The organism is Vreelandella sp. GE22 (assembly GCF_968212445.1).
The window spans coordinates 1,724,479-1,751,172 of sequence record NZ_OZ309110.1; the positions used below are offsets into that span (position 1 = coordinate 1,724,479).

The 26,694-nt window shown below is 60.8% G+C and carries 23 protein-coding genes; 5 read left to right on the forward strand and 18 right to left on the reverse strand.

The window, feature by feature from the left end; genetic code table 11:
• Positions 1–17: 17 nt before the first annotated feature.
• The 6 genes from ACWHRL_RS08165 to ACWHRL_RS08190 all read right to left on the reverse strand — a co-directional run bounded on the left by ACWHRL_RS08165 (position 18) and on the right by ACWHRL_RS08190 (position 6,540).
• A complete protein-coding gene (locus tag ACWHRL_RS08165) occupies positions 18–1,019 on the reverse strand; it encodes a LacI family DNA-binding transcriptional regulator (protein WP_447895960.1) in 1,002 nt (333 codons plus the stop codon).
• A complete protein-coding gene (locus ACWHRL_RS08170; protein WP_447528711.1) occupies positions 994–1,617 on the reverse strand; it encodes a dual specificity protein phosphatase family protein in 624 nt (207 codons plus the stop codon). The genes ACWHRL_RS08165 and ACWHRL_RS08170 overlap by 26 nt, the downstream gene beginning before the upstream one ends.
• Positions 1,614–2,423 (reverse strand): inositol monophosphatase family protein, encoded by an 810-nt coding sequence (locus ACWHRL_RS08175; protein WP_447895961.1) that lies wholly within the window; start codon positions 2,421–2,423, stop codon positions 1,614–1,616. The genes ACWHRL_RS08170 and ACWHRL_RS08175 overlap by 4 nt, the downstream gene beginning before the upstream one ends.
• Before the next feature lie 81 nt (positions 2,424–2,504).
• On the reverse strand, positions 2,505–3,608 hold the full coding sequence (locus ACWHRL_RS08180) for an ABC transporter substrate-binding protein (RefSeq protein ID WP_447895962.1): 1,104 nt from the start codon (positions 3,606–3,608) through the stop codon (positions 2,505–2,507).
• Between the two features lie 11 nt (positions 3,609–3,619).
• Positions 3,620–4,732 (reverse strand): ABC transporter ATP-binding protein, encoded by a 1,113-nt coding sequence (locus ACWHRL_RS08185; RefSeq protein ID WP_447895963.1) that lies wholly within the window; start codon positions 4,730–4,732, stop codon positions 3,620–3,622.
• A 2-nt stretch (positions 4,733–4,734) separates the two neighbouring features.
• Entirely contained in the window at positions 4,735–6,540 is a 1,806-nt protein-coding gene (locus tag ACWHRL_RS08190) for an ABC transporter permease (protein WP_447895964.1), read from the reverse strand.
• 350 nt (positions 6,541–6,890) lie between these two features.
• On the opposite strand from ACWHRL_RS08190, the gene ACWHRL_RS08195 reads away from it, so the two are divergent.
• Positions 6,891–8,153, forward strand: coding sequence for an ABC1 kinase family protein (locus tag ACWHRL_RS08195; protein WP_447528716.1), 1,263 nt, complete (start codon positions 6,891–6,893; stop codon positions 8,151–8,153).
• 170 nt (positions 8,154–8,323) lie between these two features.
• Complete coding sequence (locus tag ACWHRL_RS08200; RefSeq protein ID WP_447896156.1) at positions 8,324–10,144, forward strand: SEC-C metal-binding domain-containing protein; 1,821 nt, start codon at positions 8,324–8,326, stop codon at positions 10,142–10,144.
• On the opposite strand, the gene ACWHRL_RS08205 is transcribed toward ACWHRL_RS08200, so the two are convergent.
• The gene (locus ACWHRL_RS08205) at positions 10,141–11,496 is read right to left on the reverse strand and encodes an AmpG family muropeptide MFS transporter (RefSeq protein WP_447895965.1); all 1,356 of its coding nucleotides are present in this window, start codon (positions 11,494–11,496) and stop codon (positions 10,141–10,143) included. The genes ACWHRL_RS08200 and ACWHRL_RS08205 overlap by 4 nt on opposite strands.
• Positions 11,497–11,601: 105 nt before the next feature.
• Between ACWHRL_RS08205 and ACWHRL_RS08210 the strand changes: the two genes are divergently transcribed.
• Positions 11,602–12,120, forward strand: coding sequence for an FKBP-type peptidyl-prolyl cis-trans isomerase (locus ACWHRL_RS08210; protein ID WP_447895966.1), 519 nt, complete (start codon positions 11,602–11,604; stop codon positions 12,118–12,120).
• A 266-nt stretch (positions 12,121–12,386) separates the two neighbouring features.
• Here the strand turns inward: ACWHRL_RS08210 and ACWHRL_RS08215 are convergent, their stop codons facing one another.
• From ACWHRL_RS08215 to ACWHRL_RS08240, 6 genes are all read right to left on the reverse strand, one after another.
• Positions 12,387–12,848, reverse strand: coding sequence for a group I truncated hemoglobin (locus ACWHRL_RS08215; RefSeq protein ID WP_447895967.1), 462 nt, complete (start codon positions 12,846–12,848; stop codon positions 12,387–12,389).
• A 10-nt stretch (positions 12,849–12,858) separates the two neighbouring features.
• Complete coding sequence (locus ACWHRL_RS08220; protein WP_447895968.1) at positions 12,859–13,770, reverse strand: DUF3034 family protein; 912 nt, start codon at positions 13,768–13,770, stop codon at positions 12,859–12,861.
• 30 nt (positions 13,771–13,800) lie between these two features.
• Positions 13,801–16,131 (reverse strand): putative bifunctional diguanylate cyclase/phosphodiesterase, encoded by a 2,331-nt coding sequence (locus tag ACWHRL_RS08225; RefSeq protein ID WP_447895969.1) that lies wholly within the window; start codon positions 16,129–16,131, stop codon positions 13,801–13,803.
• A 57-nt stretch (positions 16,132–16,188) separates the two neighbouring features.
• Positions 16,189–16,860: a Cupredoxin gene (locus ACWHRL_RS08230; protein WP_447895970.1), complete on the reverse strand. Its 672-nt coding sequence runs from the start codon at positions 16,858–16,860 to the stop codon at positions 16,189–16,191.
• A gap of 204 nt (positions 16,861–17,064) precedes the next feature.
• Positions 17,065–17,622, reverse strand: a complete 558-nt coding sequence (locus tag ACWHRL_RS08235; protein WP_447895971.1) for a transglycosylase SLT domain-containing protein — start codon at positions 17,620–17,622, stop codon at positions 17,065–17,067.
• Positions 17,623–17,634: 12 nt separating this feature from the next.
• A complete protein-coding gene (locus tag ACWHRL_RS08240; protein ID WP_447895972.1) occupies positions 17,635–19,356 on the reverse strand; it encodes a proline--tRNA ligase in 1,722 nt (573 codons plus the stop codon).
• A 186-nt stretch (positions 19,357–19,542) separates the two neighbouring features.
• On the opposite strand from ACWHRL_RS08240, the gene ACWHRL_RS08245 reads away from it, so the two are divergent.
• Positions 19,543–19,977: a hypothetical protein gene (locus ACWHRL_RS08245; RefSeq protein ID WP_447528725.1), complete on the forward strand. Its 435-nt coding sequence runs from the start codon at positions 19,543–19,545 to the stop codon at positions 19,975–19,977.
• On the opposite strand, the gene ACWHRL_RS08250 is transcribed toward ACWHRL_RS08245, so the two are convergent.
• From ACWHRL_RS08250 to ACWHRL_RS08260, 3 genes are all read right to left on the reverse strand, one after another.
• Positions 19,974–21,170 carry a benzoate/H(+) symporter BenE family transporter gene (locus ACWHRL_RS08250; RefSeq protein WP_447895973.1) on the reverse strand — a complete coding sequence of 399 codons (1,197 nt, stop codon included), beginning with the start codon at positions 21,168–21,170 and terminating at the stop codon, positions 19,974–19,976. The genes ACWHRL_RS08245 and ACWHRL_RS08250 overlap by 4 nt on opposite strands.
• A 116-nt stretch (positions 21,171–21,286) precedes the next feature.
• Positions 21,287–22,705 (reverse strand): amidase, encoded by a 1,419-nt coding sequence (locus tag ACWHRL_RS08255; RefSeq protein WP_447895974.1) that lies wholly within the window; start codon positions 22,703–22,705, stop codon positions 21,287–21,289.
• A 406-nt stretch (positions 22,706–23,111) separates the two neighbouring features.
• Positions 23,112–23,849 (reverse strand): Crp/Fnr family transcriptional regulator, encoded by a 738-nt coding sequence (locus ACWHRL_RS08260; RefSeq protein ID WP_447895975.1) that lies wholly within the window; start codon positions 23,847–23,849, stop codon positions 23,112–23,114.
• Positions 23,850–24,338: 489 nt separating this feature from the next.
• On the opposite strand from ACWHRL_RS08260, the gene ACWHRL_RS08265 reads away from it, so the two are divergent.
• Positions 24,339–24,926 (forward strand): helix-turn-helix domain-containing protein, encoded by a 588-nt coding sequence (locus tag ACWHRL_RS08265; RefSeq protein WP_447895976.1) that lies wholly within the window; start codon positions 24,339–24,341, stop codon positions 24,924–24,926.
• On the opposite strand, the gene nfo is transcribed toward ACWHRL_RS08265, so the two are convergent.
• Positions 24,896–25,756, reverse strand: coding sequence for a deoxyribonuclease IV (gene nfo, locus ACWHRL_RS08270; RefSeq protein ID WP_447895977.1), 861 nt, complete (start codon positions 25,754–25,756; stop codon positions 24,896–24,898). The genes ACWHRL_RS08265 and nfo overlap by 31 nt on opposite strands.
• Positions 25,757–25,788: 32 nt before the next feature.
• Positions 25,789–26,553 (reverse strand): glycerophosphodiester phosphodiesterase family protein, encoded by a 765-nt coding sequence (locus ACWHRL_RS08275; RefSeq protein WP_447895978.1) that lies wholly within the window; start codon positions 26,551–26,553, stop codon positions 25,789–25,791.
• Positions 26,554–26,694: the final 141 nt, after the last annotated feature.

Genomic DNA, 26,694 nt, shown 5'->3' on the forward strand with positions numbered 1-26,694 from the left:
GTTTTAAACGGTGGTGGCTAGCCTGGCCGGATGGTGTTACGCCACACCGGTCTTGCGGGTAGCTGGATGGTCTGGCCCGCTACGCACTCGTCCGCCAACTGCTGGGCCACCGAGGCCGCTATCTCCTCGACCGGGTGATGAAACGTGGTCAGCCCATAGCTTTCCCAGCTGGCTTGCTCGATGTTGTCGAAGCCCATCACGCATACATCGCGCGGAATATCGAGCTTGAAGGTGTGCCGGGCGGTATCCAAAAAGCCACAGGCGAGTAGGTCGGTGGTGCATAGCACCGCGTCCGGGCGTTTGGCGCGGCCGAGCAGCTGACGGGCGGCTTCCTGGCCGGTGGCGTAGCGGGTGGGACCTGCGCGCACCGTGGTGACGGCAAGCCCCGCTTCATCGATGGACCGAATGAACGCCTGTTCCCGGGCGAGCAGGCTGGGGGTGCCGGCGGTCGAGGTAACGAGCCCAAAAGAGCGGCAGCCCGCGCGATAGAACAAATCGAAAGCCTCCTGCATGGCCTCTTCATGGCCCAGCGTAATATGCACCGGGCCATCGAAGACCTGGCCCCGGTTCACCAGCACGACGCGCAGCCCGCTTTGGATACAGGTCTGAACGAGGGATTCGGCCGGTGCGCCGGAGAGCACCACGACGGCGCTTGCCCGGTATTGCAGAGCCTGATGAAGGGCGCTCTCGACGGCCTGGGCTTCTCCAGAGGTATTGATCAGCATGACCGCCCGGCCAAGCGCCTGAATATGGCGGCTCACCGCCTCCAACAGGCTCGAGAGAAACGGCGAGCCAAGATGGTTACCGACCAGGCACACCGGCCGTGAACTCTCCTGGGATAACCCGCGCGCCAGGTGATTGACGTGGTAATTGAGTTCGGCGGCGGCGGCGAGCACCTTTTGGCGCGTCTCGTCGGAAACGCTGGCGCCATCGGTGAACGTGCGCGATACCGCCGAGCGTGAAACGCCCGCCAAGCGTGCGACTTCTTCCGCGCTAGCAAACTTGCGTGAGCTGCTCATCGGGTGCTCCCTGACGCAACAAAGTGACCTGGTCGGCGGCGATGCGGGCCGCCTCCAGAAGTTCCGGCTTGGGCGTTTCGAACCACTCGTCCGGATGCAGCTCGCGCTTTTGGCGCACGTGGGCCACCGCGCTTTCGAGCGTAGGGTAGCGGCTGGGCAGCTCCAGGTGCAGGAATAGCGCCACCAGCGTGACCGAGCGGCTGCGTCCTCCGCGGCAGTGAACCAGCACGTTGCCTTTTTCCCGCAGCGGGTACGAGGGCTTATCCGGCATGACCTGGTCGAGCGCGGCGCGAACGATGAAGTAGCCCGCCAGTATCTGCTCGTGGGGGTTGCCGGGGCCGTCGATCATGCCGATCTTATAGTAGCGAAACGCGCCGGTGCCGTGCGTTAAACCGCCAGGCGCCGGGGCTGGTCCCGGTTCGACCAGGTTGATGTCGAGGTTGACCGCGCAGTTGATCACGGTCGTAATCCCGCGCTCGTGAAGTAGCGCTGGCTGGCTGGCGGCGTCGCTGTCGCCGATATAGAGCGCGACGTTTCGCCCGGGCAGTTCGGACTCGATCAGGCTCAGGGGCGGGCGCGGGTAGTGAATTTTGGTCATGCGATTTCAGGCTCTTCGAGTTGACTGCAGTGGGTTAGGGAGTCCGCGATACCCGGTGCCGCGGCAAGCACCGGGCCGCCCCGGTCGAGGGTGCCGGCCAAAGAGAGGTACGGCTGGGTTATCCCGCCGGCCTCCTTGACCATGAGAAGCCCCGCCAGGCTGTCCCAGGGGTTCATGTGCTGCTCGAGATAACCGTCGATACGGCCTTCGGCCACCCAGGCCAGCGCCAGGGCGCCGGACGCCCCGCGGCGTATATTGGCGCCTTGGCTCAAAAGCGCTTTTTGCACGCTCAAATAGTCGTGCAGGGAGGTTCGTGTCGACCAGCCCATCTCGATCGTGGCGGCGGTGAACGTATCGGTATCGGCGACGCGAATCGGGTCGCCGTTTTTGTAGGCACCTTGGCCGCGCTGGCTGAAATAAAGCTCCTGGGTGCAGGGGTTGTAAATAGCGCCCAGCTGGGTTTTGCCCTCATCCACGAAGGCGATACACACACAATAATGCGCAATGCCCCGGGCGTAGTTGGCGGTCCCGTCGATCGGGTCGACGACCCAGGTCGCGTCGCCCGTGAACTCACCACCCGTTTCTTCGCCTAAAAAACCGTCCTGGGGAAAGCGCTCACAAAGCGCGTCACGAAGCGCTCTTTCGACCAACGTATCGGCTTCGGTCAAAAAGTCCTGGGGCCCCTTGAGCGTATAGCGCCCGGGCGTACGGTTTTCAAACAGGCGGTGTGCCGTAAGACCCGTTTGCTGAATGACCTCTTTGAGAAATTCAGCGCGGGCCGTCAGCGCGTGTGACGAAATGGGCATAGTAGTCCTTGGCATTAACGTTTTGAGCATTGTGTCTTGTTATTGAGCCGCCATTTTTAAGATAGCGCTTTAAAGTTGGCTTCAACGACGGTAGTTGAGCATCCAAAGATCCTGCCACTCCTGCCGGTTATCCCAGTCGTCGATGGCGGTACTCGGCGAGTAGTCGAATAGCTGTGCCTTGAAGGCGCCAATACCCGAGGGCTCTTGCGCGGGTAAAGCGATATCCGAGCGGGTCGAAATTTTTCCATCCACGGCCTGGGGGGCGATGCCTTCGGCGGTCAGCAGGTAGTGAATGAAGAGTTTGGCGGCATTGGGGCTTTGCGTGCCGCTGGCGATCAGCCCGATCGAAGGGTAGGTCCAGCCGATCCACGGGGTCAGATCCTCGCAGATTCCAAGCTTCATGCCATTGGCGTTTTCGCGAAACTTGGCGGTACTGGTCAAACCGATAAAGTTGTCTTGCTGGTCCGGGGAGCCTACCGCTTCGGCGGCGTTGGAGTCCGAATCGGTGAGCAGCGGCGCGTTGGCCGCCAGCGCGCTGACCCAGGCCGCGGTGGCACTCTCTTCGCTTTCGTCGAGCGGGTGGCCATAGTGCGCCTCGAACGCCTCGGCCATCGCCTGGTCGCTGTGCTGCGCCATCTGGTTGAACCAGTCTACATAAGAGGGCTTACCCAACGGGTCCTGCATGGTGACATGGCGCGCCCACTCCGGGTCGGTCAATGCCCAGACGTTGTCGATAGGACAACTCTCGTGTAGCGCTGTGTTATAGGTCCATACGTTGGGCGCCATGACGATCGCCAGCGGGTCGCGGTAGCGCTCGCTGACCGTGTCGGCCATCTCCTCGGGAAACCAGTTGAAGGCGAACCCGGTCTCGAGCAGTTGGGCCACGGCCGCCGGGGCATCGGCCAAAATGGCCACGTCGGTTTGGATGTTGTCAGCCTGCGCCTCGCGAATGATCCGCTCCAGCGTATGGGGCGCCTTCGACTTGACGCCTTCGGCTCGAACGCCGTACTTGGCGGAAAAGTTGGCCGCTTGCTCGACGATCTTGCCGGTCGAGTCGTAGACCGTGATGGCCGGCTCCTCGCGCGCGGCGGCGATGAGTTCATCGAGCGAACCTGGCTGTTCGGCAAAGGCAAGCGGCGTTGAAACGAGACTAACGGCCAGGGCGATTCTGGTTAGCGTGCGCATGATCAATTCCTTTAAACGGCGTGCATGTAAGAGGCGGTGGAGGCGCTGTCGGGCGCCGCGTTGGCTTTTAAAAGGTGAGGGCGTTCGAGGCGGCGGCCGTGGTGGTCAAAAAGGTGAAGATGCTGCGCCTGGATATGGCAGTAGGTGGCCTCGCCGGCCTTTACGCCGGGGCGCATTTGGGTCGAAAGGTGTAGCGTTTGGCCTTCCACCTCGAGCTCCAGTATCCAACTGCCGCCGGTGGGCATCACGTTTTGCACCCTGGCCGGCAAGGCACCGGCTTGTCCGGCACCGGCCAAGTGAATGTCTTCCGGGCGTATACCCAGGCTGTGCGCGGGTGGCTCCCCATTGAGCCGGCGGCCCAAACGGGACGCGGCGGCGACCTGGTTGATCGGCGGGTTACCGATAAACTCGGCCACGAAACGGTTGGCGGGGCGGGCGTAAATATCGTCCGGGCTGCCGACCTGCTGAAGCGTGCCCTTGCTCATGACGGCGATGGTGTCCGCCAGGGTCATGGCTTCCCACTGGTCGTGGGTGACGAAGACGATGGTGGTATCGAAGGCCTGATGAAGGCGTTTGAGCTCGGCGCGCATTTCGATGCGCAGCGAAGCGTCAAGGTTGGAAAGCGGTTCATCCAACAGCAGTACCCTGGGTTTCAATACCATCATACGAGCGAGCGCCACGCGCTGCTGCTGGCCACCGGAGAGCTGCGACGGGTAGCGTTTGGCGTAGGCGGCGATGCCGAGCTTTTCCATGACATCTTGGGTGCGGGCGCGCTGCTCGCGCTCGGGCAGCTTGCGAAGACGCAGGCCAAAGGCGATATTCTGCTCGACGCTCATGTGTGGCCAAAGCGCGTAGCTTTGAAAGACCAGCCCCAGCTCGCGTTTTTCCGGTGCGACGAAGCATCCCGCCTTGGGCGAGTCGACCAGTTGGCTGCCAATGAAGAGCTGGCCCTGGCTCAGATGCTCCAACCCGGCGATCATGCGCAGCAGGGTGGTTTTGCCGCAGCCTGAAGGGCCGAGCAGGCACATGAAGTCACCGTCTTTGATCGTCAGGTCGATCGTGTCGACGGCGATCGTTTGGCCGCCGTACTGCTTGCCAATGGCGTCTAGCGTGATAGTCGGCATGATTAATGCTCCAGGCCCTGGGCCAGGCCCGTTTTGGTTAATTTTTGCGTCAGGATCGTGCCGCCCCAGGCGAGCAGGGCGATCATCAGGACAACGGCGTTGGCGGCCTGGGTGTAGTTGTAATCCACCAGCCGAAGTGAGTAGGTGGTCAGCACCTCGGTAGCCGGTACCGCCAGGATAATGAACAGGCTCACCCCCTTGATGCCGGAGATGAAGGGCAACACGATGCCCACGACCAGCGCCCCTTTTTGGATGGGAACGATGATGCTGACCATGCGCCGCCACCAGGTGGCGCCGGCGATCTGCGCCGCCTCTTCCGGCTCCTTGCCAAGCTGGGTCATGGCGGAAATCCCCGCCCGCGAGGCAAACGGCATTTGATCGGCAATCAGGGCGAGCATGAGAATCAGCGAGGTGCCGTAAAGCGCCGGCACGGGGCCGCGCTGTACCGCAAAGAGCGAAAGCGTGGCGGCGGCGAACGCGATACCCGGCACCAGGTAAGGCATGAAGGTGAGCTGGCGCAAACCGCTGGCAAGCCAGCGCCAGGGCGTGCGCGTCACGACATAACCCACCAGCAAGCCCAGCAAGCCCGCACAGATGGAGGCGCTACCCACGATACGAAGGCTATTCCAAGTGGCCGACCAAAACTCTGGCGTGAGCAGGATGCCGTTTTGCAGCGCGATCGTATCGAGGCCGGTGCCGATCCAGTAATCCAGCGTGAAGTTGGCGGCGTTGAAGCGCCCCGGGATATGCATGACTGTGGAAAGAAAGAGCGTGAGAAGCGGCAAGACGACGCCGATGATAAACAGGAAGGCGGCAAGCAGGGTGGCCGGTAGGCGCCAAATGCCCAGCGGGCGGCGGCGCTGCATAGCGCCTTTGCCCCCCAAAGTGACGAAGCGGCGCGCTTCGCGCATCAGGTATAGATCGATGGTCAGCGTGATACAGCCCAGCACCATGATAGCCCCGGCCAGTACGGAGGCCACGCCGGTTTGGCGCGAGGAAATGGACCGAAAAAGCGACGTCGAGAGCGTATCGAACTGCACCGGCAGGCCCAGAATATAAGGTACGGCGAATTCGCCCAGCGCATCGGCCAGAATCAGCACCATGGCGGACATCAGCGCCGGGCGCATGAGCGGTAAAATGATGCGAAACGCCACGGTAGTGCGACCGGCGCCCATGATCCTCGCCGAGTCCTCGAGCTGGGAATCGAAGCGGCGCAGGGCGTTTCCAAAAAGGAGTATGACCAGCGGAATATAGTGCAGCGCGAGTATCAAAATCATGGGCACCGCGCCGTAGGCCAGCCAGTCCGGCGAATCATAACCCATGGACTCTACCCAACCGGGCTGGCCACCCATCGAACGGTTTTTAAAAAGCGTCGTCCAGGCAAGGGCGAAGGTCCAGGTGGGCAGCATGAAGGGCACGATCAGCGCAGTGGCAAACCAGCGCCGACCCCAAAGGTCGGTACGGCTCAAAAGCCAGGCCATGACGCCCCCCACGACCATGGCGATGCTCATGGCGCCAATGGCAACGCCCAGGGTGTTGAGCAGCGGCTGCCAAAACAAGCGGTGGGAAACCGGGGAGGTGAATACGCGTTGAAGATAGTAGAGCGTAAAACTGCCCTGCTCGGTGCCGATGCGCTTGGCGTCGCCAAAGTTGACGTTGACGGCGTCCAGCAAAATCGACAGCACCGGCGCCAGGATCAGGTAGCTGAACGTGGCCAATAAGCCCAAACCCAGCAGCGTCGCTGGATTTTTCAAGCTCAGCTGCAACGCTCGGTAACGGGGGAGCGGCGTGTGAATCGACCCGGCCATGAGTAGTCCTCGTAAACGCGATTGACAGCCGACGGCATCGGCCCGATATAAAACGCATTCTAGGAGGCGAACGTGACAGTACGTTTACATTTGCACATACGTGCAAATTTATTTCCTTTAAAATAAATTAATTAAAAACAAACAGTTAATATGTATATCGGTGTTGGTCTTTAATCTATTAAAGAGAATTTTGCACCTAAGCACGACCGGCCTCGATGAATGAAAGGTGTTTTGGTCAGCGCCTTTAAAAAGCGGCCGGGCGCTGGCGAAGTGTGCTATGAGCTACGCTAGAAGAAGTATCGCGGATGCGGTATCTCCGGTGTCACCCCTTCAAAAAAGGATAGGAAGCTATGCGCGATCGCGGAAGAACGCGGCGGTTGATGGGCCTGGGCGCCCGTACCGGCGGGGCGATGCTTAAAACCCGGCTGGGCGGCCAGGCGGACTGGCGCTCGCTTGGGGAGGCGTTGTTCGAAGGGCTTTCCGAGCTCAAGGGCCCGGCGATGAAGATGGCGCAGATGATGTCCCAGTGGGACGACCTGCTGCCGCCGGATTTGGCCGAGGAACTCGCCAGGCTACAGCGCCAGGCCGAGCCGATGCCCTGGCCGCGCATCCGCGAGGCGCTGGTGCTTCAGTACGGCGATTTGGACGCCCACTTTAGCGAGATCGAAGAGCGGCCCTTCGCCAGTGCCTCCATGGGCCAGGTACACAAAGCGGTGACGCTCGACGGCGAGACGGTGGTCTTGAAGGTACAGTACCCCGGCCTTGCCGAGGTGCTGGAGAGTGACCTGGTGCAATTGCGGCGCATCATGCGGCTGGGCCGCTGGTTCAAGGTGCCCCAGGCGCGGCTGGATGCGATGTTCGAGGAGCTCGCCGCCGGGCTACGCGACGAACTCGACTATACCGCCGAGGCGCAGGCGCTGGCCCGCTACCGCGAGCGCTACATAGACGAGCCAAGGCTGGTGATCCCGGAGCCCGTCATGGCGCTTTGCGGCACCCACGTGCTGGCCATGCGCTTCGTCGACGGTACGCCGCTGCGCGAGCTGGAAAGCGCTGACGACGCCACCCGCCAGAAGGTGGCGCAGGTATTGGCGGACTGGATCACCGAAGAGCTATTCACCCATGGGGAGCTTCACGCCGACCCCCACGCGGGCAACTTCGCCGCCGACGCGCACGGGCGGTTGGTGATCTACGATTTCGGCGCGGTGATCCCCGTGCCCAGGGAGCGTCTTGCGGCGATGATGGCGCTTTTGAAGGCTACGTTGGACCAGGACCCGATGGCGATGGACGAGGCCATGGTGAAGATGGGCGGCCGCCAGGGCCAGGGCGCGCCGCTCACGCTTTATCGCGAAGCGGCGGAAAGCATTACCCCGCTTTTTGAGCCCGGCGAGCAGGACTTTGGCGATGTGCGCGTACACCAGCGCCTGCGTGAGCTTTCGCCCAAGGTGTGGGGCGCAATGGACCGCCTTCAGCCCCCGGCGGACACGCTGCTGCTTTCCCGCGCGCTCAACGGCCACTACTGGAATCTGGTGCGCCTAAAAGCGCGCCTGGACATGCACGAGCGTACCCGGCCGCTTTTAAACTGGGCCGACCACGTGCCGCCGACGGCGTCTTAACGCTACCGTGACGAAATAGCGAAATGACTCTTGAGGTGTGCGTTTGACACGGGGCGGTCGAGCCGGCGCTCGACGCACAGTAACAGTCGTTCAGCGCCCCGCCAATCCTCCTGCGAGAAGCCCCGTGCTCATGCTAGACTATGGCGCTTTCTAAACAGTGGAGTTGGCAAATGCTGGCGGTATGGGTCGATCAACTGCTGGGATTCGCCTCAGGGGCACTCTCGGCAATCAGGCAGCAAGAGCACTATCCGGATTTCATGACCTGGGTTCGGGCGCAGGGTGCTGAGTACTTCAACGGCGATATAGCGACCGCCCAGGCGCTGGCGCCGATTCTTTGGTCGCAAGCACCGCTCGAACGTCTCGAATTCGCAAGCGAGCCGCTGGCCACACCCGGGCGCAACGAGCCTTGCTGGTGCGATTCCGGACGCAAGTACAAGCAGTGCTGCCAACGGGTGAGTTTTCCCACCGAGATCCCCGGCCAGGTAATGTGGATGCTTTCGCTCAAGGAGTGGAAGGGTGCCACGCTCAAGGCCGCCCTCGATAGCCATCACGCCCCGGCCCAGGCACTTCTCGAAGCCGGGCTGATCGCGGCCGAAAGCGGCCAGAGTGGGCGCGCCATGCAGATTCTCGAGTCGCTTTTCGATGGCAGCGACTGGTCGCGCCTGCCCGACCAGGCCGAGCCCGCCTTCGAGATTTTGCTCGATATCTACCAGGAGCGCGGCTTCACCCGCAAGCGCGCCGACCTGCTCGACGACGTGATGGAGCGCGGACCGATGTTTCTGCGCGGCGTCGCGCTCGAGCGGCTTTGTTTGATGCACCTGGATAACGACGACCTGGACAGCGCCCGCGGCGCGTTCATCAAAGCGATGCAGGCGCTGCCCGACTCGCCGACGCTTGCGTATATCGAGGCGATGCTGTTGCTTCACGAGGGGCACGAAGAGGAGGCTCGCGAGCGGGCCAATTTCTGGTATCGCCGGCTGGTGCGCCAGGGCGGGCTCGACGAAGAGCAACTCGAGTTTCTCTCGGCGCTGGCCGATAACCCCGGCGCCACCCTTGCCGACCAACTTTTGAGCGCCGAAGAGGACCTGGCGACGCCGCTGATCTCGCTACAGTCGCTGTTAGCGGCACTGCCGACCGCGCCGAAGCTCGATCTCAAGGCATCACAAGACGATACGCGCCTTTATTACACCACCACCGCCCGCGAAGAGACCCTCTTTGCCGCCTGGCACGAGCAGTTCCAGGTGTGGGTCGATGACGACGTAGCGCTTGGCTTTCGCGACGACCCCTGGGGCAACGCGGTGGAGTGGATGTCGGCGCTTTGCGCCAACCCGGAGTGGCTGGATTCGCCCCAGGTGATGCAGGATGTCACCCTGGCGCTGACCAGCCGCTTCGGCAGCCTCCCCTGGATGGCGCCGAGCCTACTGGAGCCACTGGCGGTGCGCCTTTCGCGCTGGCTGGAGCAGGCCCGCGCCGCGGGTGGCGGTAGCCTTTGCTGGGACGACGCCCAAAACGTCATGCTGCTACGCACCGGCCTTGCGCTGGTGGTAGGCATGGAGCGCGGCGCCCGCCAACACTCCCGGGAGCTTGCCGAAGAACTGCTGGCCATCGACCAGGAGGATAGCCTCGGGCTCAAGGAGCTGGTGCTGGACCAGCTCTTGCGCGATGACCGCAACCGCGAAGCGCTGACGCTTACCGAGGAGTGCGAGAAAGACGACGGCTCCCAGGTGTTGGGGCTTTTGATGGGCAGAACCCTGGCACTTTATCGGCTGGCCGAGCGCCAGGCCGCCGAAGGCGCGCTGGATCAAGCCGTGGCCCACAACCGCCACGCCCTGGAGCTTCTCTGCGCCGAGAGTCCCAAACCCTCGCTGCCCCACGCGGATGGCCAGGTCGACCCGGGCTCGCGGGCAGAGGCCTGGCAGTATCGCACGCTGATGCGCGATCAGTGGCGCACCACGCCGGGTGCGCTGGACTGGCTTTTAAAGCACCGCTAACGGGGCGTCTCGAACAGCGTCTTGTCCTTGTTGACCCAGATTGCCAGCAGCACCGCGGGTAGCCCTAAAAGGGTCGCCACCAGGAAAAAGGTGGCGTACCCCTGGGCGCCGACCACCAGCCCGCCAAAGCCGCTCAAAAACTTGCCCGGCAGCGTCATCAGCGACGAGAACAGCGCGTACTGAGTGGCGGTGTAGGCCTTCGAGGTCAAACTCGATAAAAAGGCGATAAAGATGGCGCTGGCCAGGCCGTTGGCCAGGTTGTCGCCGATGATGGTGACGACCAGCATCGGCAGTTGGTCGCCGATCAGCGCGAGCGCGGTGAACAGCAGGTTGGTCACCATCACGAAGGCGGCGGCGCCGATCAACAGCGGCTTCACCCCGTAGCGCGCCACTAAAAGCCCGCCCAGAATCCCGCCGACAATGCTCATGGCGATCCCGAATATATTGGTCACCGCGGCGATCGTTTCAAGCGAAAAACCCAAATCGATATACAGCGGGTTCGCCATCGAGCCCATGGCCAAATCGCTGATACGAAACACCGCGATGAAGGCTAAAAGCCCCAGCGCCTTGACGCCGAAGCGGCGAAAGAAATCGATGAACGGGCAGACCACCGCACCGATCGCCCAGGCCACAAGGCGGCGGCGCCACTTGGGCTGGCCGCGGCTTTGGCGAAGGTAGGCGCGCACGCTGGGCTCGTGTACCAGCTGAATGGTCAATGAGGCGCGTTTGGGTTCTGGTCGAACCAGCACGGCCAGCACGCCCACGCCCATCAGCGCCGCCATCGCCAAGTACGCCACCTCCCAAGAGTAGTGCGAGGCGACATAGAGCGCCCCGGCCCCGGCGGCAATCAGCCCGCAGCGGTAACCGATGATGTAGGTCGACGACATGGCCGCCTGTAGATCGTCGCGGGCCGACTCGATCCGGTAGGCGTCCACGGCGATATCCTGGGTCGCCGAACCAAAGGCGACCAGCAGCGCAAATGCCGCCACGAACCCCAGGTTACCCACCGGGTCGATGCCCGCCATGCCGACAAGACCGGCGGCGATCGTCACCTGGGCGATGAGCATCCATCCTCGGCGCTGGCCAAAACCCCGCGTCAGCACCGGAAGCGCCAGCCGGTCGACCACCGGCGCCCAGAAAAACTTGATCGAGTAGAGAATGCCGATCCAGGAGAAAAAGCCGATGGCCGCCACTTCGACCCCATCGCTTCTAAGCCAGGCCGAGAGGGTAGAAAACACCAGCAAAAAGGGCAGCCCCGCGGAAAACCCCAGAAACAGCATGGTGATCACCGGCGCGCAGAAGTAAACGGCCAGGGCGCTTTTCCAGCTGCGCCTGGGAGTAGGGGATACCATGGTGATAGGACTCCAGAAAAAGCCGTTAACGGTGGCCTTGGGAAAACGCGGCAGGATAAACTGGCCGCCTGAAAGAGCCGATAGCTTACCGGAGAGGAGTTTTCCGTGTCGATTACGTCACACCAGGTCGTCAGTCTGCATTACGTATTGAGCGACGTCCCCAGTCACGGCCAGCCCGAAGTGCTCGATGATTCCCAGGCGCGTCAAAAGCCTTTGGAATACCTTCATGGCCACGAGAACATTTTGCCGGGCCTCGAGCGCGCTCTCGAAGGCAAGGCCCCGGGGGATGCGTTCAGCGTCACCCTTGCGCCCGTCGAGGCTTATGGTCTGCGCGACGAAGCGTTGGTCAAAACCGTGAGTCAAACCGCTTTTAGCGGCGCCGACCTTACCCCGGGCAGCCGCTTTCAAACCGAAGGTGAAGCGGGCCCGCAAATCGTGACGGTGCTCGAGGTCGAAGGCGATAAGGTCCGCGTGGACATGAATCATCCGCTAGCGGGGCGCACGCTTGCCTACCAGGTGAAGGTACTCAGCCTGCGCGAGGCGACCCGGGCCGAGCTTGCCAAGGGCCATCCGCTGCCCCCGGGAACCGAGCACAAAAAAGTCGAAGATCGCAAGGTCCTTTGAACGATGCACTTTAGAAAGCCTTAACGGCTCAAAACGTGACCGAGATCACGGTTTTCAAAGCCGATGGCCGTTAAAGTATTTGAAAGCGTTGGGCACGCAGTGTCTCTATGGTGTCGCTGCATGTGTGCATTTGCTTTGTCAGGGGGAAGGCGTCGAGCCTTCACTTAGCCGGCCGGGGAGGCCGGCTTTTTTTTACCTATCGATCCGGGGTCTACGCGCAACAGGGCGTATCGAGCTTGGCCCAATGGGGCGTTCGTCGCGGCGAGCTATTGATAGCGCATGATATCGCCATGCATCGGCGCCAACCGGCCGAGCAGGTCGTTGCGCATGCCAAGCGGTACCCGTTGTGCCTGCAGGGCGGCGTCGAGATGCTCGACGAGTCGATTGAAATGGGCGTCGGTGATGCCCATGTTTTGGTGGGCTCGCTCCATGGGCGGGCCCTCGTAACGGCAAGGGCCGCCACTGACCTCGCAAAACTGGCTAGAGAGTGCGTCGGCCAGGTAGTCGATATTGGTATTGGCAAAAAAGCCGACGAGTGCCGGGTCATCGGCGATGCGATAAAGAAAATTCTCGACCACCGCGTCGATCGTGGCTTCACCGCCCATTCGATCGAAAAGCGTTTCAGGTGGGGAGCTTGCCGCACAGCTTGCAAGTGTCAATACACCGGCAAGCGCTACCGCGGCAAAGAAGCCGGGGCTAGCGCGGCGTTGGTTTTTCGAGCGTGTCATCGAGCCCCCTTTAAAAAGCTGCCTGAAGTGAAAGATAGCCGCCGCGCTGGGAGGGCAGGCCGGCGATGCTGCCAAGATCAAGCCAGGCGCCGGTCACCGACACGTGCTTGTTGAAAAAGTAGGCGCTGTAAATGCTTTGCCAGTCATCTTCCTGGGCCACGCTCAGGTTGTCGGGTTTTTGGCGATACTCGGTGCCCAGAACCCATTGCGGGGTGATGAAAAGCCCTACGCTTCCCTCCGCTACCCACTGGCGCCCCCCATCATCGCCGCCAAAACCCAGCAGCCCGCCCTGGTTGGCATCGGTGTTGCGAAGCGTTGCATTGAGCAAAACGTTACGCCCGGCCACCGCCCCGAACAACAGCTTGCTGGCACTCAAATAACCATCGTTGCCTTGTGTACGGTGGGCACCTAACGCCGTGGGGGTGCTGCCATCCACCAGGCGCTTGTGCTGAATGCCCGCGCTCCAGATACCCCAAGGGTGATAGAGCACATCGCCCCATAAGCGCAGCTTGAGGCCATAAATATCCTGCTCAAGCTGGCCGCCCAGGGTTTGTAGATCGAGGGTTTGGCGCGCGTAAGACACCTCGACGCGATCGTAAATATTCGCGCTGGCGCCCATGACCGTCAGGCGGTAATCGTCGAGCCATGCCCGGGACGCCGCGGTCGTCACCCCGATTTCCTCGGCGCTCGCCGTACTGGAAAGTACCGCCCAGGGCGATAACCCACCCCCGGCGGCGCCTTCTATGGCGCTAACGCCCCCGGTGCCGATAATACGGCTACCTGCCCAGGCGTCGGTTGCCGGGAGCGCCAGGCTCACCGCCGCAAGGCTTGCAAGCCACCAGGGCGTCTCCAAAAACCGCTTTATCGAAGCCTTTATGCAGGCAAAGGCAGGTGTGATGGCCGATACGGATAAGTAGTCCATCCAGAAGGTCCCTTCAGTGTATTAGACCGATCAATCGGGCAAGGGGAGCGAGAGCGTCTCGAAATTATCCAGCCACCCCGTCAGCGCCTCGCTTGGCATCGGTTTGGCGATCCAGTAGCCCTGCAAATAGTCGCAGCCAAGCTTGCTCAAAAGCTCGGCACTGGCAAGGTTTTCGACACCTTCGGCGACCAGCCTCAGCCCCAGGCTATGCCCCATTTCGATGGTCGAGCGGACGATAGTGAAATCATCAGCCTGGGTATCCAGGGCGAGCACGAAGGATTTATCGATTTTTAGTTCGTTCACCGGCAAGCGTTTGATTTGGGCAAGCGAAGAGTAGCCGGTCCCATAGTCGTCGATCGCGATCGAGAGCCCCAGGCCTGCGAGTTCGAGCAGCGTTCTGGAGGCGATGTCCACATCCTGCATGACCGCACTTTCGGTCACCTCGACGCTCAGCTGCCAAGGGGTGAGCTGGTAGCGCTCCAAAAGCGCCGCGATGCGCTCGCAAAGGAGCGGATCCATGACGTCGCTCGTGGAGAGATTGACCGCCACGGACAAGTGGTAACCGCGCTGTTTCCAGTCGTGCAGTTGCGCACAGACGTGGGAGAGCATCCATTGAGACAGCATGCCGATATGGCCGGAGCGCTCCGCGAGCCCGATGAATTCATCCGGGGGAATGAAGCCCAGATGGGGGTGTTGCCAGCGCATGAGCGCTTCGCATTGATTGACTTGGCCCGTTTGTGTAGTGGCCTTGGGCTGGTAGGCCATCCAGAGCTCACCGTTGTCGACGGCCCTTTGAAGATCGCGAATCAGGGTGAGCTGACGCTGGTGCTGCTCGTCCTGGCCCGTTTGATAGCGTTGATGCGTGCAGTGCGTGCGCTTGGCCGTATCGAGGGCGACATCCGCCCGGCGCAATAAAAGCTGGGGGGTGTCGCCATGTTCGGGATAGTTGACTTCACCCGCACAAAGCGAAGGCACGATAGGCGATTTATCGAGGGTGATCGGGTGACAAAGCGTCTCGAAAAGGGGGGGTCGTCCGCTGGCGCTGCTGGCCTGGCGGTCAATCAACAAAAGTTCGTCGCCGTCCAGCCGGTAGGCGGTGCTTTCGATAGCCTTCTGGTTTTGCAGGCGCTGGGCCAATGTCACCAGTACGTTGTCGCCCACCGCGTAGCCAAAGGTGTCCTTGATATCGCGAAAGTTGGCAATCGCCAAACGCATGAGAGTGAAGGCGTTGCCGCTCTCGATGGCCGCGCGGATATCTTCCTCTGCGCTAACCCGGTTGGGAAGGCCGGTCAGCAGGTCGTGGCGCGACTGGTAGTGGAGCACGGCTTCGCGCTTTGCAATCTCGTCTTGCATGGTAAGCAGGGTCAAGGCGAGCTGACGGGTCTCGCTAGGTTGATTGCCCTGGTCCAGGTCGGTGACGCGCTCGCCTTGGCCAATGCGCTTCGCGGCCAGGGCGAGCGCCGTAAGAGGTTTGCTCATGCTGCGGGCGCTCCACATGGCCACCAGCGTCGTGAACAAAAGTATCAGCGCCACGATACCCAGAAGCTGCCACCATAGGGAGCGGTAAGCACCCAGCAGCTCGTTGCGTGATAGCTGCAAAAGCACGTGGGTTTGATAGGTGTCGCTTGCGTAGAGGGTGCTGGCGTAGGAGAGATACTCGTCGTCCGGGGTCATCTGGCTCGTGTTGGCGTACTCGCCGTCCCTCAGCTGTTCGCGGCTGCTGCTTGCAAGCTCCATCGCGACGGGCCCCGGGAGCGAGCTTGCCAGTTCGCTGATCCGGTCGCCTTGATAGGTAACGACGTTGACATCGAGGCCGGTCAACGCCTTGACCTCGTTGGTGACCATTTCGTCGATCAAAAAGCCCATGCCCACCCAGCCGATTTGGTTGGGCGCGCGAACCGGCAGCAGGGCGAACTCGTAGGGTTGGCCGTCGATGACCACCACACTGACCGCCGAGCCGTTCAAATTGGCGCGCTCGAAAAGCTGAGGAAAGGGCATTTCGCTGTCTTGCGCGTGATGGCTGCTTGCCAGAATACGCCCCTCGAGGTCGCTAAGGAGCACCGTATCGGCGTTTGCGCGGGTCCCGTGGTTGACCAGCACCGAGTAAAGCGTTTGATTATCCTGGGTGGACACCGCGCTTTTAAAACCGAAGTCGCCGGCGAGAATGGCAATATTCTGGCTGAGCTGCTCGCCACGCGTCGCGAGCAGCTGATGAAAGACGTTGGCGCCCACCTCGAGGCGCTGATGGCCCTTGGCAATGATGTCGTTTTGCGTGGCGCGAAGAAACGCCGCGCCGGTGGCAATTTGCGACACGATCACGACGGCGAGCAGGACCAGCATCAGGCGTGTGCGAAAGCGCATGGCATCCTCGAGCAGATAGCACCTGTCGATACCAGCCGATAACGAATCATCATGACATCAGCTCCCGGTGGCCTGCCTAAAGCGTTCTTGAAGCGGCGAAAGAGAAGGTGCCACTGGGGGTAGCGCGTTGAGCTCGAGGCGAACGTCCAGCGGTGCGTGCTGAGTAATCTCGCCTTCCCACCAGACTTCTTGGCGGTCGTCCAATTGAGGGTGCCAGACCCGAACGCGGTGCTCCCCCGGTGGTAATTCGGGAAGATGCAGCACACCGTCAGCGCCGGTTTTTTGCACGTAGGGCGCCTCGCTTACCACGATGAACGCCTGCATATTGTCGTGAATATTGCAGCCCAGCACGACGATACCTGACTGGTCGAACTCGATGGGCGGCGGCGTTTCCTGCAAGTAGAGGTTGAGTTCGAAGGTCTTGGCCGGTGAAAACGAATAAACGTGGTGGCGCGTCGTATCCTGGTTCGGAAACGAGACGAAGCTGCCCACGGGCACGGCCAGCACCCGAGGATGAAACGCCGCATTGCGTTGATAGATACGGCCTTCTTCGGTGAGTGTATCCGTTTGATAGGGAGAGTAAACCTCGACCACCGCATCTTCGAGCGGCTGGCCACGGGTATCGCTAACCGTAATGACCGCCCCGTAGCTATAAGAGGCCATCGCTAAAAGCGTCAGCACAGCGGCGCGTGCCGAACCTGCAAGGATACGACAGGTGGATAATGCCACAATGCCCCCGGTTTAAATTGAGAAATAATGAACTCAATAGTGTGTCGCTTGACGTGAAAAGTCATGCTATCCGTTTAACGATAAGCCAACTTAACTAAAAAAAGTACTAGAAAGAAGCGGACCTTGAGAGTGGGGGCTGGCAGGTATGTCTAACAGGTACGTATAACGGGGAGGTATTAAAAGGGCGTGAGGCCGCTATGAACGCTAGCGCCAGGCGGATTGCCAAGCGCGCATTACCCGCTCCGGGTACCAGGTTTTGCCCTGACTTCCGTTATAGCGGGCCAATGCCCGGGTAAAGTCGCCCCCTTCTACGGCCAGGTAGTGGGCCAGAATCGTACAGCCGTAGCGAAGGTTGCGGTGAGGATGGGTCAAGTCGTCCATGGGCAGGCCAAGCTCGGCTACCCAAAAGGGCATGATTTGCATTAAGCCCACCGCGCCGGCGGTGGAGACCGCTTCATGTTTGAAGGCGCTCTCCACCTCGATCAGCGCAAGCACCAGGCTGGGGGGTAGCCCGGCCAGATGCGCCTCCTGGTAGAGGCGGGTCAACAGAGCGTCGCGCTCGGCGGGGTCGGCAATGAACCTGGCAAGCGGCGGGTGCATTCGCGCTCGCCACTGGCGCATCTCGGCACTCAACGCGTGCTGCTCGGCACTGCCCGCGGCCTCGAACGTCGAGCGAAGCGGCGCCTCGGCCACGGCGACAAGCGGCGATAGAGCAAGGCATAGCGCGCTCGCCCCTACCAGGCGCCACCGCCGCGCCGACACGCTCACGGCCGGTTAGCGGCCGGCGCGTTCGTTTAAAAACGCGGTGATCTGATCCTGGGCCACCATGGTCGCCTCGGCGTCGCGGCGGCCCTTGTACTCGAGCTCGCCGTTATCCAGGCTGCGATCGCCAATCACGATACGATGCGGTACGCCCATCAGCTCCAGGTCGGCAAATTTTACCCCCGGGCGGGTATCGCGGTCGTCCAATAGTACGTCGAAACCGGCCTCGGTCAACGACTGGTAGAGCGCCTCAGAGGCTTCGCGCACGCGCTGTGATTTATGCGCGTTCATGGGCACCAGCGCGACGTTGAACGGGGCGATGGCATCGGGCCAGATGATGCCGGCGTCATCGTGGTTTTGCTCGATGGCGGCGGCCACCACGCGGGTGATGCCGATACCGTAGCAGCCCATCCAGGGGTGGCTGGTCTTGCCGCTGTCGCCCAATACCTTGGCGTCCATCGCCTCGGAGTATTTCTGGCCGAGCTGGAAAACGTGGCCGACTTCGATGCCGCGCTTGATCGAAAGCGACCCCTTGCCGTCCGGCGATGGGTCACCTTCGACCACGTTGCGCAGATCCGCGGTCTGCGGCAGCGCCAGATCACGCTCCCAGTTGATGCCGAAGTAGTGCTTGCCTTCGATATTGGCGCCGGCGCCGAAGTCGGACATCAGCGCGACGCTGTGATCGATGATCATCGGCATATCGAGCCCCACCGGGCCCAGGGAGCCAAAGCCCGCGCCGGCGGCGGCGCGGATCGCTTCTTCATCGCCCATGGTCAAAGGGCTTGCCACCTCGGGCAGGTTTTCCGCTTTCACTTCATTGAGCTCATGATCGCCGCGCACCAGCAGCGCGATCAGCCCGCCTTCAGCGCCGCGTACGATCAGTGTTTTCACGGTTTTTTCGATCGCAAGACCGTGCTGCTCGACCAATGCGGCAATGGTCTTGGCGTTGGGCGTGTCGACCAGGTGCATTTGTTGGCTCGGCGCGTCGCGCTTGGCGTCACTGCCAAGCGGGGCAGCCAGCGCTTCGGCTTTTTCCATGTTCGCCGCGTAGTCGGATTCGTTGGAGAAGACGATATCGTCTTCGCCGGAGCTTGCCAGCACGTGAAACTCGTGAGAGCCGGTTCCGCCGATCGAGCCGTTGTCGGCGATCACCGGGCGAAAATCGAGCCCCAGCCGGGTGAAGATACGCGTGTAGGCGTCGTACATGTGCTGGTAGGTTTCGCCGAGCGAGGCCTCATCGCTGTGGAAGGAGTAGGCGTCCTTCATGATGAACTCCCGCGAGCGCATGACGCCAAAGCGCGGGCGAATTTCGTCGCGAAACTTGGTTTGAATCTGGTAGAAGCTAACGGGCAATTGCTTGTAACTGGAAATTTCCCGGCGAACGAGGTCGGTAATGACCTCTTCGTGGGTCGGCCCCACACAGTAGTCGCGCTCGTGGCGGTCCTTGACGCGCAAAAGCTCCGGGCCGTACTGCTCCCAGCGGCCGGACTCTTGCCACAAATCTGCCGGCTGAACCGCGGGCATGAGCACTTCCTGGGCGCCGGCGCGGTCCATCTCTTCGCGCACGATGCGCTCGACCTTGCGCAGCGTGCGCAGCCCCAGCGGCAGCCAGGTATAAAGGCCCGAGGTCAAACGGCGAATCATGCCGGCGCGCAGCATCAATTGGTGACTCACGACCTCCGCATCGGCCGGGGTCTCTTTTAGTGTGGCAATCAGTAGTTGGCTGGCGCGCATGAGCGAGGAGCTTCCTTTAGGGTCGGTAATACGTTGAATGATTGCATTGTACGGGCAAGCGGTAAAGGCGGCAAAAATTAAGCGCCGTGCCAAAGCGTTAGCGCAATTATGCTAGACTGGGCCGCTCCAAATGGTATAACCGGTTTATAGCCAGGCCATTTTTTCACTTTTTCAGGAAGGGTATCGATGAAACAGCTCGTACACCGTGGTTTGAAAGGCGCCGTCATAGGGGGGCTGATCATTAGCTTGAGCGGTTGCGGGACGTTGTTTCACCCGGAGCGCAAGGGCCAGCTTAGCGGCAACGTAGACCCGGTGGTGGCCATCGCCAACGGCGTTGGGCTGTTGTTTTTCATCCTGCCCGGCGTGATCGCCTACGCAGTGGACTTCTCCAACGGCACGATCTACTTGCCCAGCAATTCGAGCGCCTCTATCGATACCTTCAAGCTCGACGACTCCCAGGATCTGGCTTCGCTCGAGCGAATCCTTTCCGACAAGGCCGGCCAGCCCGTCAACCTGCACGACGAGCTTTTGATCATGGAAGAGGTCGAAAGCCTGGATGAAGCGCTCGCCCTGGTGCGGATGTCCGGCGTCATGGACGACGAGCGCCTGAGCACGCTTTAAAGCGCGCGCCGGGCAAGCTTTAACGTGATCAGCCCGGCCACCAGCCCCCAAAAGGCGCTGCCAATACCCAACAGCGTGATGCCGGAGCCGGTCAGCAAAAAGGTAACGATCGCGGCGTCGCGCTGATCGCTTTGCGCAAACGCGCCGGCAAGCCCCCCACTCAATGTGCCCAGCAGCGCAATCCCGGCAAGTGCGACGACCAGCGCCTGGGGCAGGGCCGTAAACAGCCCGGTCACCGTCGCACCGAACACGCCCATCAGGATATAAAACACGCCCGCCGCCACGCCCGCCGTGTAGCGCCGGCGCATATCTGCGTGGGCGTCCGGGCCGATACACACCGCCGCGCTGATCGCCGCTATGTTCAGCGCAAAGCCGCCAAGCGGTGCCAGCAAGAACGTTGCCGCCCCGGTCCAGCCGATCAGCGCGGAGCTATTGGGCTGATACCCCGCCGCGCGCAGTACCGCCACCCCGGGCAGGTTTTGCGTGGCCATGGTGATGATGAAAAGCGGTATGCCGATGCTGATCAGCGTGGTGGGTGCGAAAGCGGGCGAGGTCCATACCGGTAGCGCCGGGGCAAGCGGGATACCCGCCATATTCACCTGGCCCAGCAAAAGCGCACCGGCAAGCCCCACCAGCAGCACTACCGGTACGGCAAGCGTTGGCCAAAGCCGCCGCCCCGCAAGCCAGGTGACCAGCATGATCAGCGGTAACAGCCACTCGGTTTCCATCACGCCAAATAGCTCGAGCCCGAAGCGCAGCAAAATGCCCGCCAGCAGGGCCTGGGCAACGGCGTTGGGAATATGGCGCATCAGCCGCTCGAAAAGCCCGGTTACACCGCACAGAGTGATCAAAAACGCCGAGAATAGAAACGCGCCGATCGCCTCGTTGATCGGCACGCCAGGCAGGCTGGTCGCCAAAAAGGCCGCCCCGGGCGTGGACCAGGCGGTGAGTAGCGGCATGCGGTAGCGAAGCGAAAGTCCAAGCGAGGTCAATCCCATACCGATACCCAGCGCCCAAAGCCAGGAGCTGATCTGTGCCGCCGTCGCGCCCGCCGCCGCGGCGGCCTGAAAGACGATGGCCGCCGAGCTCGTATAGCTAATGACCACCGCCACAAGCCCCGCGGTAACCGTGGAAAGCGTGGTATCTCGCCAAAGCGAGGGGCTAGCAGGAGTAGAGTGCTCGGGGGTCGTCATGGCGGGCCTTTAATCGTCGGTATACGTTATAACGCACAAAACGACGCTACCATTGTGCGCTATAGCGCACAATGGTTGTCGAGGCGTTCACCACGCCCGCCTTTGGGGGGAATCACCTATCCCGGCGTATGGGAAGGGTTGGGAATGCTTGGAAAGCGCGGCGGGTTATGGAGCATGTAGGCGTGGCACGCGCGCAGCACGCGTACATCGTCGAATTTACCGCCGGCAAGCTGAAAGCCTACGGGTAGCCCTTCGTTGGTAAAGCCGCAGGGCACGGAAGCCGCTGGCTGCTGGCTCAGGTTGAAGGGGTAGCTAAACGAGGCCCACTCTTCCCAGTCGCGCATGTCGCTGCCCGGCGGCACTTCGTGGTTGGCCTCGAAGGGAGGAATCGCCACCGCCGGGGTCATCAGCAAATGGTAGTTCTGGTTGAAATATTCGAGGCGCTGAGTGATGTAGGCGCGCTCGTTGAGCGCCCGGAAAAAGTCCAGCCCGCTCCAGCCTTGTGCCTCCTTGGCGTTGGCCACCAGGCCCGGGTCGAGCAGTTCGCGCTGCTTGTCGTCCAGTTGATCCCACTGGTGGAGCGAGGCGGTGAACCAGAGCTTGCGAAAGGTATCGATCGCCGGGCTTAGGCCCGGGTCGACCTCGACGACCTCCGCCCCCAGCTCGCTCAACACCTTGGCTGCCTCACGCACTTTTTCCGCCACCTGGGGGTCGACGTTGATATGACCAAGATCCGGTGAAAAACCGATACGCAAGCCTTCCAGGCTCTTGTGCAGGTCTTCGCCCCAGCAGTCGGGCTGGCCTCGAGTGGCGTAGGGGTCGCGGTAGTCGTAGCGGCCGATCACGTTGAGCATGCTGACCGAGTCTTCCACCGAGCGGGTAAGTGTGCCCAGGTGCGAAAGGCTGGGCTCCTTGGCCGGTGGCCACTGAGGCACCCAGCCGTAGGTGGGCTTGAAGCCGAAGGTGCCGGTAAAGGCGGCGGGAATGCGAATCGAGCCGCCGGAGTCGCCGCCCTGGTGCAGTACGCCCATATTGAGGGCCGCGGCCACCGCAGCACCGCCGGACGAGCCGCCGGGTGTGAGCCGCGTGTCCCAGGGGTTGGTGGTGGCGCCGAATACGCGGTTATCGGTCACCGCTTTCCAGCCAAATTCCGGCGTGTTGGTCTTGCCCAGAATGATCGCCCCGGCTTCGCGCAGCATACGCGCCGGTGGGGAGTCGGTATCGCACACCTTTTTGGTGGTGGTGAGCGAGCCTTCCCGGCACGGCATGCCCGCCACTTGGGCCAGGTCCTTCATCGACACCGGCACGCCGTCGATGGGGCTCAACGGTTTACCCTGGCCCCAACGCCTAGCCGAGGTCTTGGCAGCGCTTTCGGCGCCCTCGTGGTCCACGTGAACGTAGGCGTTGACCTCGTCATTGAAGCGATCGATACGCTCCAGCGCGGCGCGGGTGGCTTCAAGGGGTGAAGCCTGTTTGTTTTCGAAAAGTTTACGAAGCGAATGGGCATCCATTAAGCCTAAATCGGTCTCGCTCACAACGACTCCTTGTCTGATTCTTCTCCGGGTTTGTACTTTGTCGGCAGTGAAGCCGATATAAGCCTAGCAAGTAATGCCGAGGGCGCAAGACGTCCGGTTTTTCGTTCTTAAACGTGCCCAACCGAGGCGTTTTAAGGGAAAGGTCCTGATGGTTTATCGTGATCATCAATGAATATTAAGGTTATTTAGTGGCTTTGTTATATTAGGTTACTTACAACCCTGGGTTTAAAAGCCAATATGGCCTGGGCGGATAAGGATATTCGCCAGGGAGTATCGAATCAGGAAGATTTCCAGGGAGGCGCGGGCAGGATGCCCGCGATGTTCACACGGACGTCGCAGCAAAGCCCGGCCTTATGGCCGGGCTTCTACGTTATAGCCCTGCGCATTAATTAATGGGGGCAAGGCATCAAATTTCCTTGGCCAGGCTTGGCGGAGCTTTATCCAGGTGCAGGTAGGTTGCATCGAAGCCGCTAAAGGCTTTCATCCTTTCCCAGTCGCGAATTTTCATGCGTTTGCTTTCCCAGAAAATCAGCTCTTCAGCGCGGAGCTTGCTTACGACGCGGCTGGTGTGTACCGGGGTGATGCCCATGGCCTCGCCTATTTGCTGCTGGGTCAGCGGAAGGTAAAACGAATGATCGCTCGTTAAGCCAGCCGCCCAAGAGCGAACCAGTAATTCGCAAAACAAATGGGCCATGCGCTGGTCGGCCCGCCTGCCGGCAATGTTGAAAACCCATTCGCGTAAGGTGGATTCATCGACGAGCATCGACCAGAAAAGAGCGCGCGCAATTCGCGGGTGGTGTTCGTATATTTTTTCGATATTGTGCTGGGGAATAGACGTGAACGTCGAGGGCACCACAGCGCATATGGAGTGATCCATTTGCTTTATGAGGGTGATATGCACATCGCACGCGTCGCCGGGTACCAAAAACGCGAGCGCTTGAAACTTGCCTTCTTCACTCACCTTGTAGCGCGTGGCCCAGCCTTCGAGCAAAATATTGACTTCGTAGGGTTTGTCTTCTTCTTGTATGAGGTTTTCGGACTTTTTCAGGGTTCGGATGGGTGTCACGTAACTTTCGAGTGCGCTGACTTCCTCTTTAGAAAAAGATTGGAAGTTTTCCAGCTTCTTAATGAAATTTTTGAGCAAAAGAAGTATCCCTGGAAGGTGCATTCATCAAGCACCCACGGTTATAAGCCTAAAAAATAATTTTGTAAAAACATATATTTAATAAAAAATTTAACATTGTTTAATGTTTTTAGGAAATGAGTTTTTGTTTTTAAAAAAGAGTGCTCAAAAATGAGACATAAAGCGGTTTTTAGATTCTTTGGAATTTAGGTTTTTATGCGATTAAAAAGGAGGTGGGTATATTTTAATATTACCGGCGCGCCATTGATTATATAAATTAAATGGGGTGGCATTTTTATTTCAGCGCTGCGTCTATAAGCACGCTATCGCTTTTTGCGTGCGGTTGGATACTACATCAATGGCCAAGTCAGGCCGATGCAGGGCCTCGCCTTGGCGCCTCTTTTTATCGTCTGTCGAGATTAGAAAAATGAACGGGGGTGTAGTAAAACGTCGTCTTGTTACGGTTCAGGCGCCGGCGCGATGCGCCGGGCCCCTTCACAGGAGAGATCGATGACACGCGAATCACCCGCCATTGCCGGTCACGTTGCCAGTACCGTTAAACGGCTACGCAATGCACGGGGGTGGAGCCTGGGGCGAGCTGCCACGCAAACCGGTGTGAGCAAGGCGATGCTGGGGCAAATCGAACGCGGCGAATCGAGCCCGACGGTGTCCACTCTCTGGAAAATCGCCAGCGGGTTTCGGGTGTCGTTTTCCACCTTGTTCAATGGCTCGAAGCCCGCCCAGGGCGAGCTCGAGCGTGATAGCGGGGAGTCGGTGTGGGGGCATGATAGTGCGGGCATGCAGGCGCGGCTGCTGTTTCCGTTCGATCCGCTTTTGGGCTTCGAGATGTTCATGATCGAGCTTGCCCCGGGGGCAATGAGCGAATCCGCGCCCCACGCAAGCGGGGTCGTCGAGCATATCGTGGTCGTCGAGGGGGAAATGGAGCTGCGCATCGACGAACGCTGGCAGTGCCTGAAAGCCGGCGAGGGGCTGCGGTTTTTCGCCGACCGGCCCCACGCCATGCGCAATAGCGGAGCGGCGAGGCTTCGCTTTCACGACGTCATTCACTACCTGCCCGGCGCGGCCTCGGGCAACTGAGTACGCAGCCAGCGGATCTCTTCCGGCCAGTTTTCTGGCTCGACGGTTTCCAGTATCAGGGGGATATCGTCGGTGCGAGCGTCCTGAATAATGGTCGTGAACGCCTCCAAACCAATGTTGCCCTTGCCCAGGCTATGGTGGCGGTCCACTCGGCTTGCGAACTCGCTTTTAGCGTCGTTCAAGTGCATGCCGCGCAGGTAGTCGAAGCCCACGATGCTGCCAAGCGCGTCCAGGGTTTGCTCGGTGGCCTTGGCATCGCGCAGATCATAACCGGCGGCGAAGGCGTGGCAGGTATCGATACACACGCCCACGCGGGTTTTGTCCTCGACGTTTTCGATAATCGTGGCCAGGTCCTCGAAGCGCCAGCCCAGGTTGGTGCCCTGGCCTGCCGTATTTTCGATCACCGCGGTTACGCCCCGGGTTTGTTCGAGCGCGATATTGACCGACTCGGCGATACGTAAAAGGCAGTCGTGCTCGCTGATCTTTTTCAAAAAGCTGCCCGGGTGAAAGTTCAAAAGCGTCAGCCCCAGCTGCTCGCAGCGCTGCATCTCATCCAAAAACGCCGCCCGGGATTTCTCGAGGCCTTCCGCCTGGGGGTGGCCCAGGTTGATCAAGTAGCTATCGTGGGGAAGAATTTGGTGAGGCCCGAAGCCCTGCGCGTCACAGGCTTTTTTGAATGCCTGGATGGCCTCTTCGGTGAGCGGCTTGCCTTTCCACTGGCGCTGGTTCTTGGTGAACAGCGCAAAGGCGTTGGCGCCGATCTCGACGGCGCGGTGTACGGCCTGGTCCGGCCCGCCGGCGGCACTGACGTGGGCACCGATATACTTCATGACGTTTCCTTACTGGGACGTGGTTTCGCCCATTATGCGTTATCCCGGTGATCCAAAAAACGTTTGAAAAGCGCCGGTTGATCGGTAATCGCGCTCGCAATCCCCCAGGCCCAGCGGGACTCGAAGGCGCTGGGGTCATTGGGCGTATAGCAAAGAAGCTGATAGCCGGCCCCGACCATTGCCTCGGCCTGGGGGCGTTTCAGGCGTGCCCAGTCCGGGTGAATACTAAACGCCTCGAGTTCTTCGCACACCGCCTGCCACCCCTTGGGGATGCTTGCGAACAGCACCCCCAGCGCGAGGGCGTCACTACCGGCGAATTCACGGCAGCGGCGCAGCGCCGCCATATCGAAAGAGGAGACGATAAGCCGCTCGGCGGGAATTTCGTTCAAAAGCGTAGGCATTACCGCGTTGACCAACGCGATCGGGTCGCGGCCCTTATTGACCTTGATTTCCAGGTTGACGCCCATGCCGAGCTCGTTTAAAAGCGCCAGCATTTCATCCAGGGTGGCCATTTTTTCACCGGTGAAGCGGTCGCAAAACCAACTGCCCACGTCCAACCGCTTGGCGGCTTGCAGGCTCAGGCTTGCAAGCCCGCCGCGCCCATCGGAGCAGCGCCGGACATCGGCGTCGTGCCAGATCACCGGCGTGGCGTCGGCCAGCAGCTGCACATCGAGCTCTACCCAGGTGGTGCCGGCGTTGTAAGCTTCGCGCACGGCGGTCAGGGTGTTTTCCGGGGCGGCGGTAGAGTAGCCGCGGTGGGCGATCAGCGCCGGTAACAAAATGCCTGGATTCGACATGGTGTATCCGTAATAGTGGGGAATAAAAGGGCAGTCTAGCATGGGCGTATGACAGCGCGATGGCTTCGCCAGAAGGCTTGATTTATCGCCTCTGACGCGGTTGGATAATGTGCAAGGTAACCACCGATCGTTTAATCACCC

Coding starts and splice junctions, on each gene's coding strand:
- ACWHRL_RS08205 (WP_447895965.1), bottom strand. CDS start 11,496: ATGGTATCCCCTACTCCCAGGCGCAGCTGGAAAAGCGCCCTGGCCGTT.
- ACWHRL_RS08275 (WP_447895978.1), bottom strand. CDS start 26,553: ATGTCGAATCCAGGCATTTTGTTACCGGCGCTGATCGCCCACCGCGGC.
- ACWHRL_RS08175 (WP_447895961.1), bottom strand. CDS start 2,423: ATGCCCATTTCGTCACACGCGCTGACGGCCCGCGCTGAATTTCTCAAA.
- ACWHRL_RS08220 (WP_447895968.1), bottom strand. CDS start 13,770: ATGGACTACTTATCCGTATCGGCCATCACACCTGCCTTTGCCTGCATA.
- ACWHRL_RS08185 (WP_447895963.1), bottom strand. CDS start 4,732: ATGCCGACTATCACGCTAGACGCCATTGGCAAGCAGTACGGCGGCCAA.
- ACWHRL_RS08240 (WP_447895972.1), bottom strand. CDS start 19,356: ATGCGCGCCAGCCAACTACTGATTGCCACACTAAAAGAGACCCCGGCC.
- ACWHRL_RS08215 (WP_447895967.1), bottom strand. CDS start 12,848: ATGACACGCTCGAAAAACCAACGCCGCGCTAGCCCCGGCTTCTTTGCC.
- ACWHRL_RS08265 (WP_447895976.1), top strand. CDS start 24,339: ATGACACGCGAATCACCCGCCATTGCCGGTCACGTTGCCAGTACCGTT.
- ACWHRL_RS08195 (WP_447528716.1), top strand. CDS start 6,891: ATGCGCGATCGCGGAAGAACGCGGCGGTTGATGGGCCTGGGCGCCCGT.
- ACWHRL_RS08170 (WP_447528711.1), bottom strand. CDS start 1,617: ATGACCAAAATTCACTACCCGCGCCCGCCCCTGAGCCTGATCGAGTCC.
- ACWHRL_RS08250 (WP_447895973.1), bottom strand. CDS start 21,170: ATGACGACCCCCGAGCACTCTACTCCTGCTAGCCCCTCGCTTTGGCGA.
- ACWHRL_RS08200 (WP_447896156.1), top strand. CDS start 8,324: ATGCTGGCGGTATGGGTCGATCAACTGCTGGGATTCGCCTCAGGGGCA.
- nfo (WP_447895977.1), bottom strand. CDS start 25,756: ATGAAGTATATCGGTGCCCACGTCAGTGCCGCCGGCGGGCCGGACCAG.
- ACWHRL_RS08245 (WP_447528725.1), top strand. CDS start 19,543: ATGAAACAGCTCGTACACCGTGGTTTGAAAGGCGCCGTCATAGGGGGG.
- ACWHRL_RS08225 (WP_447895969.1), bottom strand. CDS start 16,131: ATGCGCTTTCGCACACGCCTGATGCTGGTCCTGCTCGCCGTCGTGATC.
- ACWHRL_RS08165 (WP_447895960.1), bottom strand. CDS start 1,019: ATGAGCAGCTCACGCAAGTTTGCTAGCGCGGAAGAAGTCGCACGCTTG.
- ACWHRL_RS08180 (WP_447895962.1), bottom strand. CDS start 3,608: ATGCGCACGCTAACCAGAATCGCCCTGGCCGTTAGTCTCGTTTCAACG.
- ACWHRL_RS08190 (WP_447895964.1), bottom strand. CDS start 6,540: ATGGCCGGGTCGATTCACACGCCGCTCCCCCGTTACCGAGCGTTGCAG.